Raw genomic sequence first — 16,125 nt, 5'->3', positions numbered from 1 at the left:
TAAAATAAATTTTAAACACTAAGTGCACAAAGGGCACAAAGAGGTATCGGGATTTAACATAATTGGTGGGTTAAGAATGAGACTTAACAATAATATTTATAAAAATGAATTAACTATAAAAAGATGCTGAGGCGTTAAGGATTAGTTTTATAACTGTATTTTCATTAAATTCATTAATCATTTACAAAAATGTTTTGTAAAAGCAATGAAAATTACTAGCTTATTGATTTTATCAGATATTTTGATAATTGAATAATAATCTTTAACATTTAAGTGTTAACTAATATTAATTAAATGATTTAAAAGAATTTTCTTTAATATTGCTTAAGTATTAAAAGAGAACGATTTGCCTCTTGTTTAATTATTTTTGGCGTATCTCCAGTAAGGATACTTTTTAGTAGACTTATACTTTTAGAGGTGTTAAAAGCCGATAAACAAGTAACACATTTCCAATAAATAATATTGTTGTTATGGTATTTTTGCATTGTGCTAATTAGTATATTATAATAGCCATCTCTAAGCTCGTTTTGATTATAAAATAATATAAATCCTATAGCATCTATAGCCTCCGATAATTTGCTAATATCATCTCCATGTAAAACTTCTATAAGAGCAGGAATAATTAAAGGATCCATTTTTGCCAAGCTGCGGGCAATAATGTCTCGTGGTAAGGGATAACTCTTTTTCTTTGAAACTTTTTTTGGTAATTGCTTGTACTGATTATTGCCAATGCACCCTAAATAGCGGGTCATTAATCTAGCAACATTAATATTGCCTTGTTTTAATAGGTTACATATCTCTAGTTTGCTGTATAAACTTTTTTCCTTATAAAGTGCTTTTAATAACAACTCAGCAAATTTTAAATCATTTATATTCCTTATTTTTGATAATAAACGTACTGCAATAGTTCTCTCATATGCAAGTGTAGAGTTGAGTATAGTAATTAATTCTTGCTCACTGAGATGCTGATAATTGATTATCTCAGATTCTTCAATATAACCACGTTTTTTTAAACTGACTTTGCTACTTTTCATTTTATTTATTCCTATAGTATTTTTATTATGTTTTATTATAATAGATAGGTCTAAAAATATATACTGTATTTAGGTTTAAAGTTGCATCATAGTTGTTTTATAAAAGAAAAAGACTTAGCCAAATTAGGCTAAATCTTTTAGCAGTTATCCTAAGATTGGGTTTTCCCATAAAGCAAGTCTTTTACCAATCCCCATTTTTAAAGCATTTTGGTAAACACGGTGGGCCTCACTTAAGTCGTGAATACCCATACCAATTGGATTAAAGAAAATTCGTTGGTCTTTATGTTCTCTCCCTAGCTTATTACCAACTATAATATCTCCTAAATTACCCCTAATTTTGTCTTCGCTTATAAAACCAGCTTTTACTGCCCGATAACTAACATCTACACCGTGATGACTAACTTGATACCAATCATCTACCACTACAAAATCCATAACTTTTAAAGCCTCAGGAGGAGTATCCCAGAAAGAAATCTCACAATGTAGTACACCTTTTTTGTACCACTCAGATTTAATATAAGGTTCCTTTGCCATAGTAGCAGTACTCACAATATCACTATCTCGAACAGCTGATTCCGCATTATCAACAATTTGAAATTTTAACTTTGTTTGTTTAGCCATTCTTTCAACAAATTCTTCACTTGTTTTACGGCTTAAATCATATACCTTACACATCTCTAGTGATGGAACAGCTTCAGCAATAGCTAGTGTTTGAGTTATGCCTTGCACACTCGCACCAATAAGCCCTAAAACCTTTGAATCAGGGTTGGCTAAATACTTGGCGGCAACCCCAGAAGCAGCACCTGTACGCATAGCACTTACTAAAGTACCATCCATAATACAAGCAGGCATTAGAGTATGTGGGTCAACTATAATAATGATAGCATTTGCCCTTGGTAAATTATATTTTTTAGGGTTATGGGGTTTACTAGGAATATACTTAATACCAGATGTGTTAACTGGACCAATTAAACCTCTTTTTGTTAATTCATTTACATATTGATTACCACCCAAATACGAAGGCATAGACATAATTCGCCCTATAGTTTCTTCAGTTTCTGGTCCTCCCCAGCGAATTACTGGTTTACCGGGCTGAATAAAGTCTTCTTTACCATGTAAAAAGAAAGACCTTTCGGTAGCCTTTAGGGTACCACTCATATCATAACCGCCAGCTTTAACACAGTCTTCTTGCTGTAAATACAAAAACTCTACTTTCCTACTCATAATAAAACTCTCCTTTTTTTATGTTTTTATTATTGGGTTAAAATAACACGATTTTAATGCTGAGCTAAATAAACAGAGTAATAATGATCACCGCCTTATTTACATAAACGATTAAGTTACAAAAATAATATGGTTAATGGACACGTGTCCATTAACCGTAAAAATAAAAAGCATTTATATGCTCTTTATTTAGCTAATGTACATCTACTTGCTTGTTTTTCTTATTATTAATTTACAGTCTACAACATTGCTAACACTATTAATAAGTTTTCCTTCAATAATATTAATAAGTTGCTTTACTGCTACACTTGCCATTTCGTGGATAGAAGCCCTAACTGTAGATAATCCCAAATACCTAGCAATATCTATATCATCATAACCAACTATAGCAATGTTTTCAGGAACCTTAATCCTTAATTCGTTAAGAGCTTTAAGTGCCCCTAATGCCATACTATCATTTGCTATAAAAATTGCATCTACATCTTGAGTTTGCAGAAGCTTTTTTGTTGAAATATAACCACCCTGTTCACTAAAATCGCTCTCAATTATCAGCTTATCATTTAGCACAATATTATTATCTTTTAAGGCATTTATATAACCCTCATACCGTTGTAAACCAGAGAGTTTTTTTAAATTGCCTGTAATATGAGCTATCTGTTTATGGCCACAATTAATCAAATAATTAGTAGCTTCATAACTGCCAAATAAGTTATTAGAATTTATTACAACTGCATTGTTATTTTTGTTAGTACTTAACAAGCTTTGATCAACAAGCGCAACACAATAACCGTCATTAATTAGTTTTTTTAGTTCAACAGAGTTATCCTCTGCCCCAACAAATATTGCTGCATTTATAGATTTATTTCTAAGCAATTTACGGGCTTGCTCATAATCTGCCTTACTTTTTTGCAAAGATACTAAAACTTGATAGTCATTTTTATTGGCTTCATCAATAACAGCTGCTGTGAAAGGTGAATAGTAGTTACTACTAAAAATTCCAGCTTCATCACTACCATCTGCGTTAATAATGAATAACCCAATTATATTATTTTGTTTACCAACCAAAGCCCTAGCAGATGAGTCTGGAACATAACCTTGATCTTTAATTATTTTTAGTATTTTAGCTCTTGTATCTACTGACACACTAGGGTGATTATTTATAACCCGTGATACCGTGCTTCGTGATACTCCTGCTAATTTGGCAATATCTCTGCTATCCATTTAGAAACCACCTTTGGACACGTGTCCATTTATGCATTAATTATAATTAACAATTTAATATTAGTCAAGAGCAAGCTGCAAACTTTTATATTAAATAAGTAAAACACTATAATAGGTAAAATAACCTAATTTAACGATATTTAGTTACATTTAAAATAATAGCTTAATTTACCTACTTTAAAGTCATTAATACATAGCAAATTTGTTGTAAACATAACTAAATACTAATAACGTAAAAGGAATTTAAGTTAAAATGTTGAATAAGATATTACTCCGAATAAACTTCGGATGCAAAAATATTTTTGGGGGTGAATTTATTGCAAGACTTATTCAATCAAGCTCTTGAAGAGGCTAAAAGTTTAGGTGCGAGCTATGCAGATGTTCGTTTAGTAGATAGACATAAACAGCCAATTATAATACGTAATGGTCATATTCAAGATATCTCTTCTACAGAGAGCAAGGGTGTTGGAGTTAGAGTAATGGTAAATGGTGCATGGGGTTTTTCAGCGTGTGCAGTAATTAATAAAAACAACCTTTTTGCAACTGTAAAAGAAGCAATTTCAATTGCTAAGGCTAGTGCCATGGTTCAAGCTGAGCCAATTGAATTAACACCATTACAGGGTGTTAAAGATAAGTATGCTACTCCATATCAAAAAGATCCATTTAATATGGATTTAGAAGAACAAGTTGAGTTCTTAATGGATTTAGATAAACAACTTAGAACAAATGAAGATGTAAAAATGGCAATGACTCGTTTACATGCTGTTAAACAACATAAACTATTTATGAGTACCGAAGGCCATGAAATTGAACAAGATTTATTAGAAACAGGTATTGCTTTAATGGCAACAGCAATGGGTAATGGTGATGTGCAACGTAGATTATACCAAGATACAGTTACCGGTGGTTATGAATTCTTAGAAGAAAAATATGAGTTTATGAATAACAAAGGTTTACATGAAATTGCTCAAGATTTGTCGCAAGAGGCTTCGGATTTACTTAAAGCTGATACATGTCCAATAGTTGAAGGTGATATGATTTTAGGTGGACAACAGTTAGCTTTGCAAATACACGAATCTTGTGGGCATCCTATTGAGTTAGATCGTGTTTTGGGTTATGAGGCTAGCTTTGCTGGTACAAGTTTTTTAACACCAGAAAAACAGAATAATTTTATGTATGGATCAGAGCACGTTAATTTAAACATAGATGCAACTATACCAAGAGCCTTAGGTTCATTTGGTTATGATGATGAGGGTGTTAAAGCTCAACGAGCTCAAATAGTAGAAAAAGGACTGTTTAAAGATTATCTAACCTCTAGAGAAACAGCAGCTAAAATAGGTCAAGAAAGTAATGGTACCTGCTTAGCAGAGGGCTTTAATAATATTCCCATGGTTCGTATGACTAACGTAAATATTGAAGCTGGTGACTGGAGCTTAGCTGAGATAATAAAAGATACCAAGTACGGTATTTTTATGGATGGTTCTAAGAGCTGGAGTTTAGATGATAAAAGACTCAATTTCCACTTTGGTTGTGAAATTGCCTATGAAGTAAAAGATGGCGAGATAACCCGGATGTTAAAGAATCCTGCTTATACAGACATGACTCCTCATTTTTGGGGTGGCTGTGATGCAGTTGCCAATGCAAGTGAGTGGCATGTATGGGGACTACCTAGTTGTGCCAAAGGTGAGCCAATGCAAATAGCTCATGTAGGTCATGGATCAGCCCCAGCCCGCTTTAAAAATATTAAGATGGGAGTGGGTCATTAATGTTAGGCAAACAAAGATGTTTTGAGGTTTTACAAAAGGCTTTGCAATACTCAAGTGCAGACCAGACCGAAGCTAAAATTGTGGGTGAAAATTTTAACTTAACTCGCTTTGCAAACTCAACAATTCATCAAAACCTTAATAGAGTAAACTCTGAGCTACAAGTTAGGGTTGTATTTGGTAAAAAAATGGGAATAGCCACTACTAATAATTTAGAGGAAGAGTCAATCAAGAGAGTAGTTGAAAAGGCTAGTCAAATGGCTAGCATACAAGAAGATAACCCTGATTTTACTTCATTACCAAACAAATATGAATATCACGATACAAAAAATTACTATGAATCTACAGCTAACTATACGGCTGAACAACGAGCAGCTGATGTAGCTATTTTAGCTAAACATGCAGCTGAAAAAGGCTTTAAAATATTTGGATCTCATATAACCACTCAAGAGGAGTTAGCTGTTGTAAACTCGTTAGGATTAGAGGCCTATAATGCCAGCACTTATGCCTATTTAAGAACAGTTGTAGAGGGCGAAAATGGAACAGGCTATGCTGATTTTCTCAATAGAGATGCCAGTAAAATAGATGCTGATGCCATTGGCAAAGAGGCTGTAGCAAGGTGTGCTTTGGCACAAGATCCTAAACCGTTACCAACAGGTGAATATGAAGTAGTATTTTTACCTTATGCCGTATCAGATATTGTAAGGTTCCCTGCTTATATTGGCTTTGTAGGACAAGCGTATGAAGAAGGCAGAAGCTATATGGCTAACAAAATGGGTGAGCAACTAGTTGGAGACAATATCTCAATATGGGATGATGGTTTAAACACAGCTACCTTAAATATTCCATTCGATGTTGAGGGAGTTCCTAAAAACGGGTAGATATCGTTAAAAACGGTATAGCCGCTGGGGTAGTTTATAATTATGCAAATGCAAAAAAATATAGTAAAGAGCCAACTGGTCATTCACGATATCGTAGAGGCGGAAACTATGAGAGCCCTGCTAATATAATAATGGCTGCCGGCGATTCTAGTGTGGAGGAAATGATTAAAAACACTAAAAAGGGTTTACTGGTGACCCGTTTCCACTATACCCATTGTCCAGAGCCACGTGAAGTTGTTATGACAGGAACAACACGCGATGGAATATTCTTTATTGAAAATGGTAAGATAAAACATTCTGTAATGAATATGCGTTTAACTGACAGTGTATTAAGAATGCTTAATAATGTTGATAAAATATCAAGCGAGCGTAAATTACAACGTGACTGGTGGAGCACTTTTACCTCTTTCCTACCTGCAATTCATGTAACTAATGTTAAATGGACTGGTAGCACATCGTTTTAAATTTATATTTTATAGGTGCATAGCTCAAAAATTTTGGGTTATGCACCTTATTTTTAAATCCCTATTTGTACTATACTTATTTTAGTACTTAGCCTATAAATAAACCTCTATTTACTAAAACTTTAATTAAATTAAAATTAAATATGTTTAATTTTTACTATAATTTTGATATTGTATATAATAAATAAAAAAATACGTGCTTATTTGAGAAAGGGGTGTTAATGATTAGAAACAATCAAGGTTTTACGCTGTTAGAGCTATTGGCTATACTGGCATTAATTACTGTTGTTTCTGCGGTATCTGCCCCTAAAATAATTAACACTGTTAATACAGCAAAAGAGCAAAAAATAATTAGTGATATGGAGAATATAGCCAGTGCTTTACAAAGATTTTGTGTAGAACAAGAGTTATTAACAGGTAATCCAAAAAGCTGTAAGCTGAATGGACTTGGCAAAAACAATGGTGAATGGCATGGTGCAAACAATAATATTCAAAGCAATATTATAACAGAGGCCTTAAAAAATTATTTAGACAAAGAGATAGCTAAACACTACACCATAATTATATCAGTTAATGAAAATGATTGGCTTAATAAAAAAGGCTATGGTAGCGTTTCAGTATGGTACCCTTCGTTAGGTGAAAATGGTGAGAGCTATCATTTTAGTAATATAAAAGTAACAAATTTTCCTGTACAGGTATATACAAAACGACAGTATGCAAATTTAAGTAGCAATCAAAAAACTATAGAGAACAGCTTTATACTTGATTTAGATGGTGATGGAGCAGACAATTTTAATGATTTTTTGGTGAGAATAGTTCATTTTAAACTCAATAGCACCCATTTACATAGCGGTAATTCACAGGGAATAATTCAAGGTACAAATGAGGATAATATTCTGCATGGTACAGAGTATGAAGATACAATGTACGGATATGCTGGTGATGATACAATTTATGGGTATGAAAGTAATGATCAAATTTATGGTGGGGATGATGATGATTTAATTTACGGAGGATTAGGTAATGATATTATTAATGGTGGAGATGGCATAGATACAGCGGTTTACAGTGGCTTATCTCAAAACTATAACATAACTGGTAACGATCCGTATACCATAAATGGTCCCGATAAAAGTGATACCTTAATTAACATTGAATACTTAAAATTCAGTGATAAAGAAGCAGAAATAGATAAATTTATTAACAATGCGGATTGTATTTACGGTACAGAAGGCATAGATGATCCTTTATGGGGAACAAATGATAGTGACACTATTTATGCCCTGGATGGTAATGATGTTATTTATGCTAAAGATGATGACGACTATATTTATGCAGGCACTGGCAGTGACACAATAACAGGGGGTTTAGGTAATGATGTAATAAACGGTAATGAAGGTACAGATACAGCCGTTTATTTATTTAACTTAAATCAATATTCAATAACAGGTATTGGTCCTTATACTATTACAGGACCAGAGGGCGAAGACACCTTAATAGATATAGAAGAATTAAGATTTGCTGATATATCAGGAAGTATTAAAGATATTGTTGATGGCTCAAGTGAAATCATTCATGGCACAGAATACGATGATAATCAATTAATGGGTACCCCTAATAAAGATACTATTTTTGCCCATGGAGGTAATGATATAATTTACGGACTAGCATCTAATGACACCATAGATGGTGGAGAAGGATTTGATATAGCTGTATTTAGTAGCTACTTTGTCTATTATGACATTGAAGGGTATAATCCAAAGGTTATAACAGGTCCAGATGGTGCAGATACGTTGCTTAATATTGAAAAATTAAGATTTAAAGACGAGGATTTTTATCAAGAAAATTTTGAAGATGTCATAGATAATAAAATAAAGGGCACCTATTATGATGATTCGCTGAATGGCAGCCTTTTTAAAGCGGATATTTTTATGGCAAGCAAAGGGCAGGATATTATAAGAACCCGTTGGGGAATAGATACAATAGTATTTAATGATGTTATTAACAATTATACTATAAAAGAAGGCAAGGGTTTTAAATGGAGCTCTGTTAGTGATAATGAAGGTAATATAACTTATTTTAAAACCTTATTTAAAACTAAACTACAGTTTACTGATACTGTATTTTACTCAGATTAAAATAAAATGGGTTCGCATATACGAACCCATTATTTTTTTAATAAAAATTACTAAGCAACAAAACTCAGTAAAGTAGACAGTATAGTAGCAACAGTCATGGATACAACCAATGACAGAATTACATCTTTTAATAAGCTTTTAGTTAACACGACTATCACCTCTCTTAATAAAGATTATATATGTTTAAATTTAGAATTTAAACAATAAATGGCATTTGTAACACAAAAGAAATATTTGTAATAGTTTAATAATAATTATGTACATCTATTAATTACTGAAACAAAGAGTTATAGGTAAAATTACTTAAAATAAAACAAAATTTAAATGATACTTATCTTTAAATTATAAGTAGAGATATTATATACTTATTATGGCATATTCTTCTTTGTCAAAATTAATAATATCTAACTAAAAAGAGGAGTGAATAATAAAAGAGGTGAAAATATTCTACCTAAATACTGATGCAAAATAGAAAGGCGTAAGGAGATTATAATGAAAAGAACATTAGTAGTTATTACTACACTAATATTAATTGTTGGTTTATTCTCAAATGTGGCTTTAGCGGAGGCTAGCCAAGCTGAGGTTGTTTTAGCAGGCGGTTCAAATATTAGTTTAAATAGTGAATTAACAACTACTACTTTAAACGGGTACATAATGTCTGTAGAGACATCAGCTATAATTGACTCAAATAACAAAATAAATATTGTAAAAGACAAAAATAATAACGGATTATTAGATACAGATGAGATGAATGCAGAAGATGTTTTATACTCTATTGATGCCACAGGAGGACAGTTTAGTATTGTCATTACTCCCAGTGTTAGTGGTAGATTTTTTGTTTATGGCCAATCAAACGATACGGCTAGTTTTGATAATGCAGGCACTTCAAGTTTAGCGTATAGTACATATAAAGTTTTACCTTCAATGGAACTTAAATCACCAGATATGTTGATGTGGGCTTATCCAGTAGAAGGTCAAAAGATTGTTTCAGGTAGTTTTCTAGATAACAATAGTGATATTATTAATAAAAGTGAATTAACAATAAACTATATAAACGACAATAATACAATGGGTGTGAAAATAGCAGAGCCAACCATGGTAGATAGCTCAAACTTTGGCTTTATGGTAAGTGGATCATACGATTTAGGAAAAATAGGTTTGTTTTATAAGAGTATTTTAGCTTTTGAAGGAGAAATTGTTAATAGACCAGAGGTGGATATTCTAAATAACCTTCCAAATCATCAACAAAACCAAAACATTACCATAGATGTAAACATTGAAAACAAACTAGAAGCTTATAATACTGTAAATTGTTATTTAAATGGTGAAAAGACTATTGTAAATATTGAGGATAATGGAGTGGCTCATTGGCAAGTTACTTTAAATGAAGGAATTAACTTTATTTATATTAAGTATGCAGAAGAGACAAAGTTCCAGTCTACTTTTAACGATACTTTATACTATAACTGTGACTTTATGAAATCAGTCCCTGGATACAATAATGATTCTCAAAAATATAATGGCAAGGTAAGCTTACAGTTATATAAGAGTAATGATTTACCTGATGTGCAAGAGCTAAGGGCGGAGCTTTATACTGTTAATTCAAAATATGAAGAGGTTAATTTAAGCAAAAATTTAGTATTAACTAATGAGAATAATGTATTTAAATCTGAACAGTTTGAAGCAAGTAAATATGATTATTATTATATAAAACTATATAATAATAATGATTTAATTAAGCATTATACAACTGAAGTTTATCCTACTGTTGTAATAACTTCTGACTGTCAAACCCAAAATCAGCATCATACAGTAACAGGTTATTTGGCATATGCTGATGATTTTACAAAATTTGAATACAAATTAGATGGTCAAGATGCTGTAACTGTAACAAACATAGATAACAATGGAAACTTTAGTTTCGAGGTTGATTTACAACCAAATAGTAACTTTATAGATACATATATATATTCTAATGATGGAAGATTTGGAAATGGATTTAGTGTTAGACTTGAGTCAGTTGATAGTAGAATTAGGTGGAATGGTCCAAATTCTTCACATCAAGATAATCAAAATATTATTATAGAGGGATATGTAGAAAATAAAGTTGGTGGACTAAACCAAATTGTGGCTACTATCAATGATAGCGAGCAAATTGTTGAATTAAACGATAATGGGGATTTTTCTATTAACGTAAGTTTACTAGAAGGATATAATTTTGTAAAACTTGAGTATAAAGATGACACTAATATTTATGCTGATTATGAAAGAGAGTTTTTTTATAACACAATCTTCTTTAAAAAAGAATATCTTTATGATAACGTTAATCAACAGTTTAGCGGAACTATAAAACTAAAGTTTAATTGTTCTCATGTAAATTGTAATGAACCCCAACTTCGTGCAGAGTTATACGAAATTGAAAATCATCAACTTAATTATATTGAGGATATTACAATAGCAAAAAATAATGATAAATACGAAGTAGAATATAATCCTATAAAAAGTAAGCAATTTTATCTTAAAATTTATAATCAAAGTAATAGTTTGATTGGTTATCTTACTTTTTCTAGTAACAAAAGTGTTGTTTTAACTAGTGGATATGAAGTAAATGAAACACCTACAACATTATCAGGTTATTTAGCTTTCGCCGATGACTTTGATAAGCTTGAGTTTAAAGTTAATAATGGTGAATTAGTTGAAGTAACTGATATCGATAATAAAGGCAACTTTAGTGTTGGATTAAATCTTCAGCAAGGCCAAAATAATATAAAAGCATATATTACAGTTGGTCAGCATCAAGCAATTAGTGGTTTTAGCATAATGTGCACTGTAGCTGGTGATGATCTTAGCATCACAACAGAAAGCTTGCCATATGCTATAGTGGGTAAAGAATACAGCTTTACTTTACAGGCAATAGGAGGAACAGAGCCATATCAATGGTCTAGCCTTACACCTGCTCCTCATGGTATGTCCTTTAATAATGGTACGCTAGCGGGTACCCCTACTAATGCAGGGGACTACAATATAACAATTTTAGTACAGGATGCAACATCAAAAATTGTAGAAAAAGATTACGTTATCAGTATTAAAGAAGCCGCAGTAAGACCAACATTAAGCATTGCTAATATTGTTACAATTCCAAATGCTATAGCTGAAGTTCCTGTAACTCTTAAAGATGCTAATGGAATAACAGCATTACAATATGAACTACGTTACAATGGTGATGTAATTGAGTTTAGTTCTTTTGAGGCTGGCAATATGTTAAATGATTGGACTATAACCACAAATGTTGTTGAAAAGGGAGTTTTAAGAATTGCTTTAGTAAACACAAGTGGCTTATCTCAAAGTGAAGTCAACTTAGGCAGTCTTAAGTTTAAGGTATTGGGTGAAATAGGAACAACATCTAGCTTAATAATTAAATCGCCATTTGCTACAGATGCTTTATTAAGTGACATAGTACCTAGAGTAAAACACGGTAAGGTAGAAGTGTTTGTCTCTTACGGAGATGTAAATGGAGATAGTAAAATTAATGTAGTTGATGTAGTAAGGATTATGCAACATGTGAATAATTCAAAACCTTTAAACGGGGCTGATTTAATGGCTGGAGATGTAAATGGAGATAACACTGTTAATCAAGCAGATATCTCCTTAGTTATGAATCATATTGTTAAAGAAATATCTAAGTTTCCGGTAGTAAGTTAGTTACTTTATTAACATTAATATAATGATAAAAATAAGGATTTGCTCTAATGAGCGAATCCTTATTTTGAATACCATGTAATTTGATTTATTTATTTTTGTGAATTGTATTAAACAAATTATTATCATTAAACTCATCACAAATTTTCACCAAAATTTTAGGTACAGGTAGTCCCAGTTTTATGCTATTTTCTAAAATAGAGATAACTTCATTAGACATATAAAAATATATAACTGTGTTTCTTACTAAAAATTCTAATCCTAAAATTCCATCAATTAAATGAGCCACACTTACTAAAATTATAATTAATAATTTCTTAGATATTCCTTTAACTCCTATATTACTACTCAACTTACCATGATAAGCAGCAGAAATAACTCCAGATAAATAATCTAAGGCCATTATTGCTAATAACGCTTTTATAATAAAGGTACAACCGCCTAAAGCAAATGTTATGATAGCAGCAATAAGGGATATTTGAGCTTGTAAAAATCTACTCACCTTGTTCACTCTCCAAAATACTTATCTTTGCTATATAGTATGCAGATAATATGGACAAGGGTACCTAATAGTAGCTAATAATAATTAATAGTAAATATATTAAAAGACCATTGCGTGTTATTTGGCAATAGTCTTTTTATTTGATTATTAAATTATGATTTTCCTTAGTAACTATTTTAGCCCCAATTTTTCTTTAATAATAGCTGTTTGATTCATTACATCTACATGTGGTTCTCCATCAATTAGAATTGATGGAATACCATATTTACCAGCGGCTTTAATAGAGTTATATATTTCATGTTTGTCACGCATTGCGTAAAACTCTTTTAAATTATCCTTATTATCAATATCTTTATAGGTATATTCCACATTATTTTGCAAAAGAAACTCTTTTGCTGGTTTACAGCCAGGTCACCAAGATGCACCATAAAAAATAACGTTAGCCATTGTAAATCCTCCTATATTGTTTATAATTATATTTTAAACATTAACAAAGATTATTGCAACTATACAGAAAACTAGTGTTTTGAGCAACACGAATTTTTAAAAAACAAATCAATATCTAAACACCAAGCTTTGGCTTTGTTTTTGTATTGAGTGATATTACTACTAGGAACAGCCTTAATAAGGTCTGTACATTCACAAGGTACGTATCTCATTTTTGCTAAAAAGTAAGCCATATTATCATCATCAATTAAGGTGTAAATATATTTAACAGACCTTTTATCTGCTAAATTTATTAAACCTCTAGCAATTGTTTCTCCTAAATTACCTTTTCTAAAACTAGGTTTAACATATAATCCTCTCATTATTGCAACATCATCATATAGCTCTAAACCACCACAGGCTACAAGTTCATCATCCAATTCACCTAATAAAAAAACAATATTTTCATTAAAAATATCTGTGGTTGGAAGGTTTTCGGTCGTCAACCACTCTTTAATTAATAGTTTCTCTGTTTCGGTTGCTTTTCGAGCAAAAAACATGGTAACACTCCTTTTTAAACTAAAATCTCCCCTTTTAAGGTAGTTATTGAGTTGCCAGCAATATAAACATGTTGTTTTGATAATTGTAACTTTAGCTTTCCACCTCGTGAAGATATTTGTTTGGCATTTAGGGAATTTTTATTTAACTTTTTACTCCAATATGGAGCCAAAACCGTATGAGCAGATCCGGTAACAGGGTCTTCATTTATGCCCTCCCAAGGGTCGAAAAAACGCGATACAAAATCGTAGCTTATAGATTTTGCAGTAACAGCTACACCTGTTAAATTATAGGCTATACTTAATAACTCTTTAAAATTTGGTTGCAAGTTCTGCACCACTTGCTCATTATTTACTTCAATAATAATTTGCTTTGTAAGGTTACCTTGATAAATAGGACAGTTACTAGGCAGTTTTAAACAATTAAGTAGTCTTTGCTTTAAATACGTAGGTACCTCTTGTAAAGTGTCTCTAGGAAACTCTAAAGCAATTCCGTAACTACTTTTTTGGGCATGTAAATATAAATCCCTGTATTGAGCATAAAAGCTGACACAATCGCTATTTACATAACTGTTATTAAATAAAATATGGGCTGTGGCTAAGGTAGCATGTCCACACAAACATACTTCAGTTATTGGTGTATACCACCTTATATTATACAAGTTTTTAGGTTTATTAAGACAATAAGTAAAGGCTGTTTCTGACAAATTAAGTTCAAAAGCAATTTTTTGCATTAAGACTTCGGTGAGAGGCTGATTGGTAACACAAACTGCTGCTGGATTACCGGTAAAAGCTTTGTTTGTAAAGGTGTCTACATAATATATTTTATAGCTTGGCATAATACTTCTCCATAAAAATAACTTAATAAAAAACAGAATAATTAAATAGTATGGTAAAATTAGTTGAAACATTATTAATACTAAGGTATCTAAAACTACTAGTACTACTGGTATGGTACAGAATAAACTTAAGCTCTAAACATAGCAACTAGAATGAAGACTATACCTCAATTATATAATAAAAATACGAGTATTAATCTGTTGTTATACATAATTTTTAATAATATTTTACTCTAAAATTATATCATAGTTAGGATGAAATATGATTAACCCCCTTTAGTTTTTTATTTGCAACTCTTTCACTTACATATAAGGTAACTGCAACTCCAACAATAATAAAAGCACCTAACAATGTTAAAAAATCAGGGAACTCATGCCAAACCAACGCCCCAAAAATTACTGACATTATTATTGAGGTATAGTTAAAAATTGATACCTCTGAGGCAGGAGCATTTTTATAAGCATAAGTTAAAGCAAATTGACCAGCTACAGAAAAAAATCCGATGCTTATTAGAGTTAAAATCTCCCACCTATTTGGTACTTTATAATTGAAGAACATGAATGGTATAGAAGCCAAGGTAGAGAACAAGCAAAAATAAAATACTGCTGTAGAAGGATGTTCTTTACCCTTTAATTGTCTTAACACTGTATAAGCTGCTCCCATAAATATAGAACCAACAAACCCTATTAATGCCGGTATCGTATCAGCACTAAACTGAGGTTTTATAACTAATAGTGCACCAAAAAATGTTATCAGCAAAGCTGCAATTTGTGGTTTTTTAAGCTTTTCTTTTAAACATAAAACTGCAAATAGGGTAACAAAAAACGGGTTTAGATTATAAATTATTGAGGCATCTGCCATTGGTAAATTAGTTACACTAATAAAATAGGCAATGCCTCCCCCAACCCCAAAGCAACCTCTTAAAACTAACAACTTTCTGTTTTCCTTCTTACCTAATACTGATACATTGTTTTTTTTCAGCAAAAAAAATGTAATTAGTAAACCAATAGAGTTTCTAAAAAATAATTTTTCAAATACTGGTATGCGTGGAGTTAGCTTTATAAACAATTGCATCACAGTAAACAGAAAAGCTGCAAGAATCATGAATAGTATCGCGACATTTTTATTGTCGGACTTTGCTTTCATTGGTTGTACCTCTTTATATACTTATAAATTTATTAATTAGATATGTTAGCACATATACCTAAATAGTAAAGAGTTTTTATTTAACCAATAATCCAATATATGTAATATTATTTAGATGTTTATAAAAATTCTGTGGATAACTCTGTGTAAAAGTGGCTAGTTATTCACAAAAGTTGTTAATTGTTATAGATAAGAGATCTTAAATAAATAAAATATTAATAGAAAACTCT

12 protein-coding genes and 1 pseudogene are annotated in these 16,125 nt (G+C 31.4%); 5 read left to right on the top strand and 8 right to left on the bottom strand.

The features are described from left to right. Positions 1-314: 314 nt before the first annotated feature. The 3 genes from IMX26_RS11275 to IMX26_RS11265 all read right to left on the bottom strand — a co-directional run bounded on the left by IMX26_RS11275 (position 315) and on the right by IMX26_RS11265 (position 3,479). Positions 315-1,034, bottom strand: a complete 720-nt coding sequence (locus IMX26_RS11275) for a hypothetical protein (RefSeq protein ID WP_195158489.1) — start codon at positions 1,032-1,034, stop codon at positions 315-317. A gap of 144 nt (positions 1,035-1,178) precedes the next feature. Beyond that, the gene (locus IMX26_RS11270; protein WP_195158488.1) at positions 1,179-2,258 is read right to left on the bottom strand and encodes an ornithine cyclodeaminase family protein; all 1,080 of its coding nucleotides are present in this window, start codon (positions 2,256-2,258) and stop codon (positions 1,179-1,181) included. A gap of 204 nt (positions 2,259-2,462) precedes the next feature. Continuing rightward, positions 2,463-3,479 carry a LacI family DNA-binding transcriptional regulator gene (locus tag IMX26_RS11265; RefSeq protein WP_195158487.1) on the bottom strand — a complete coding sequence of 339 codons (1,017 nt, stop codon included), beginning with the start codon at positions 3,477-3,479 and terminating at the stop codon, positions 2,463-2,465. Positions 3,480-3,796: 317 nt separating this feature from the next. Here IMX26_RS11265 and IMX26_RS11260 point away from each other — a divergent pair, with 317 nt between their 5' ends. The 5 genes from IMX26_RS11260 (at position 3,797) to IMX26_RS11240 (ending at position 12,427) form a co-directional block, all read left to right on the top strand. Beyond that, complete coding sequence (locus IMX26_RS11260) at positions 3,797-5,245, top strand: TldD/PmbA family protein (RefSeq protein WP_195158486.1); 1,449 nt, start codon at positions 3,797-3,799, stop codon at positions 5,243-5,245. Beyond that, positions 5,245-6,123, top strand: a complete 879-nt coding sequence (locus tag IMX26_RS11255; protein WP_195158485.1) for a metallopeptidase TldD-related protein — start codon at positions 5,245-5,247, stop codon at positions 6,121-6,123. The genes IMX26_RS11260 and IMX26_RS11255 overlap by 1 nt, the downstream gene beginning before the upstream one ends. A gap of 2 nt (positions 6,124-6,125) precedes the next feature. Further along, positions 6,126-6,587 carry a metallopeptidase TldD-related protein gene (locus IMX26_RS18145; RefSeq protein WP_347707910.1) on the top strand — a complete coding sequence of 154 codons (462 nt, stop codon included), beginning with the start codon at positions 6,126-6,128 and terminating at the stop codon, positions 6,585-6,587. Between the two features lie 221 nt (positions 6,588-6,808). Continuing rightward, a complete protein-coding gene (locus tag IMX26_RS11245; RefSeq protein ID WP_195158483.1) occupies positions 6,809-8,725 on the top strand; it encodes a calcium-binding protein in 1,917 nt (638 codons plus the stop codon). Between the two features lie 492 nt (positions 8,726-9,217). After that, on the top strand, positions 9,218-12,427 hold the full coding sequence (locus IMX26_RS11240; RefSeq protein WP_195158482.1) for a dockerin type I domain-containing protein: 3,210 nt from the start codon (positions 9,218-9,220) through the stop codon (positions 12,425-12,427). Between the two features lie 85 nt (positions 12,428-12,512). On the opposite strand, the gene IMX26_RS11235 is transcribed toward IMX26_RS11240, so the two are convergent. The 5 genes and pseudogenes from IMX26_RS11235 to IMX26_RS11215 all read right to left on the bottom strand — a co-directional run bounded on the left by IMX26_RS11235 (position 12,513) and on the right by IMX26_RS11215 (position 15,895). Then, a complete protein-coding gene (locus IMX26_RS11235; protein WP_195158481.1) occupies positions 12,513-12,926 on the bottom strand; it encodes a phage holin family protein in 414 nt (137 codons plus the stop codon). 171 nt (positions 12,927-13,097) lie between these two features. Continuing rightward, positions 13,098-13,322 (bottom strand): annotated as a pseudogene (locus IMX26_RS11230) (hypothetical protein); the annotation flags it as partial. A 122-nt stretch (positions 13,323-13,444) separates the two neighbouring features. Continuing rightward, positions 13,445-13,912 carry a GNAT family N-acetyltransferase gene (locus IMX26_RS11225; RefSeq protein ID WP_195158479.1) on the bottom strand — a complete coding sequence of 156 codons (468 nt, stop codon included), beginning with the start codon at positions 13,910-13,912 and terminating at the stop codon, positions 13,445-13,447. Between the two features lie 14 nt (positions 13,913-13,926). Beyond that, a complete protein-coding gene (locus tag IMX26_RS11220; RefSeq protein WP_195158478.1) occupies positions 13,927-14,748 on the bottom strand; it encodes a PhzF family phenazine biosynthesis protein in 822 nt (273 codons plus the stop codon). A 250-nt stretch (positions 14,749-14,998) separates the two neighbouring features. Continuing rightward, on the bottom strand, positions 14,999-15,895 hold the full coding sequence (locus IMX26_RS11215; protein WP_195158477.1) for a DMT family transporter: 897 nt from the start codon (positions 15,893-15,895) through the stop codon (positions 14,999-15,001). Positions 15,896-16,125 lie beyond the last annotated feature (230 nt).

It is taken from the genome of Clostridium sp. 'deep sea', assembly GCF_014931565.1.
Lineage (GTDB): Bacteria > Bacillota > UBA994 > PWPR01 > PWPR01.
Note: the sequence above shows the minus strand (reverse complement) of the source record. Positions and strands in the feature narration are given on the sequence as shown.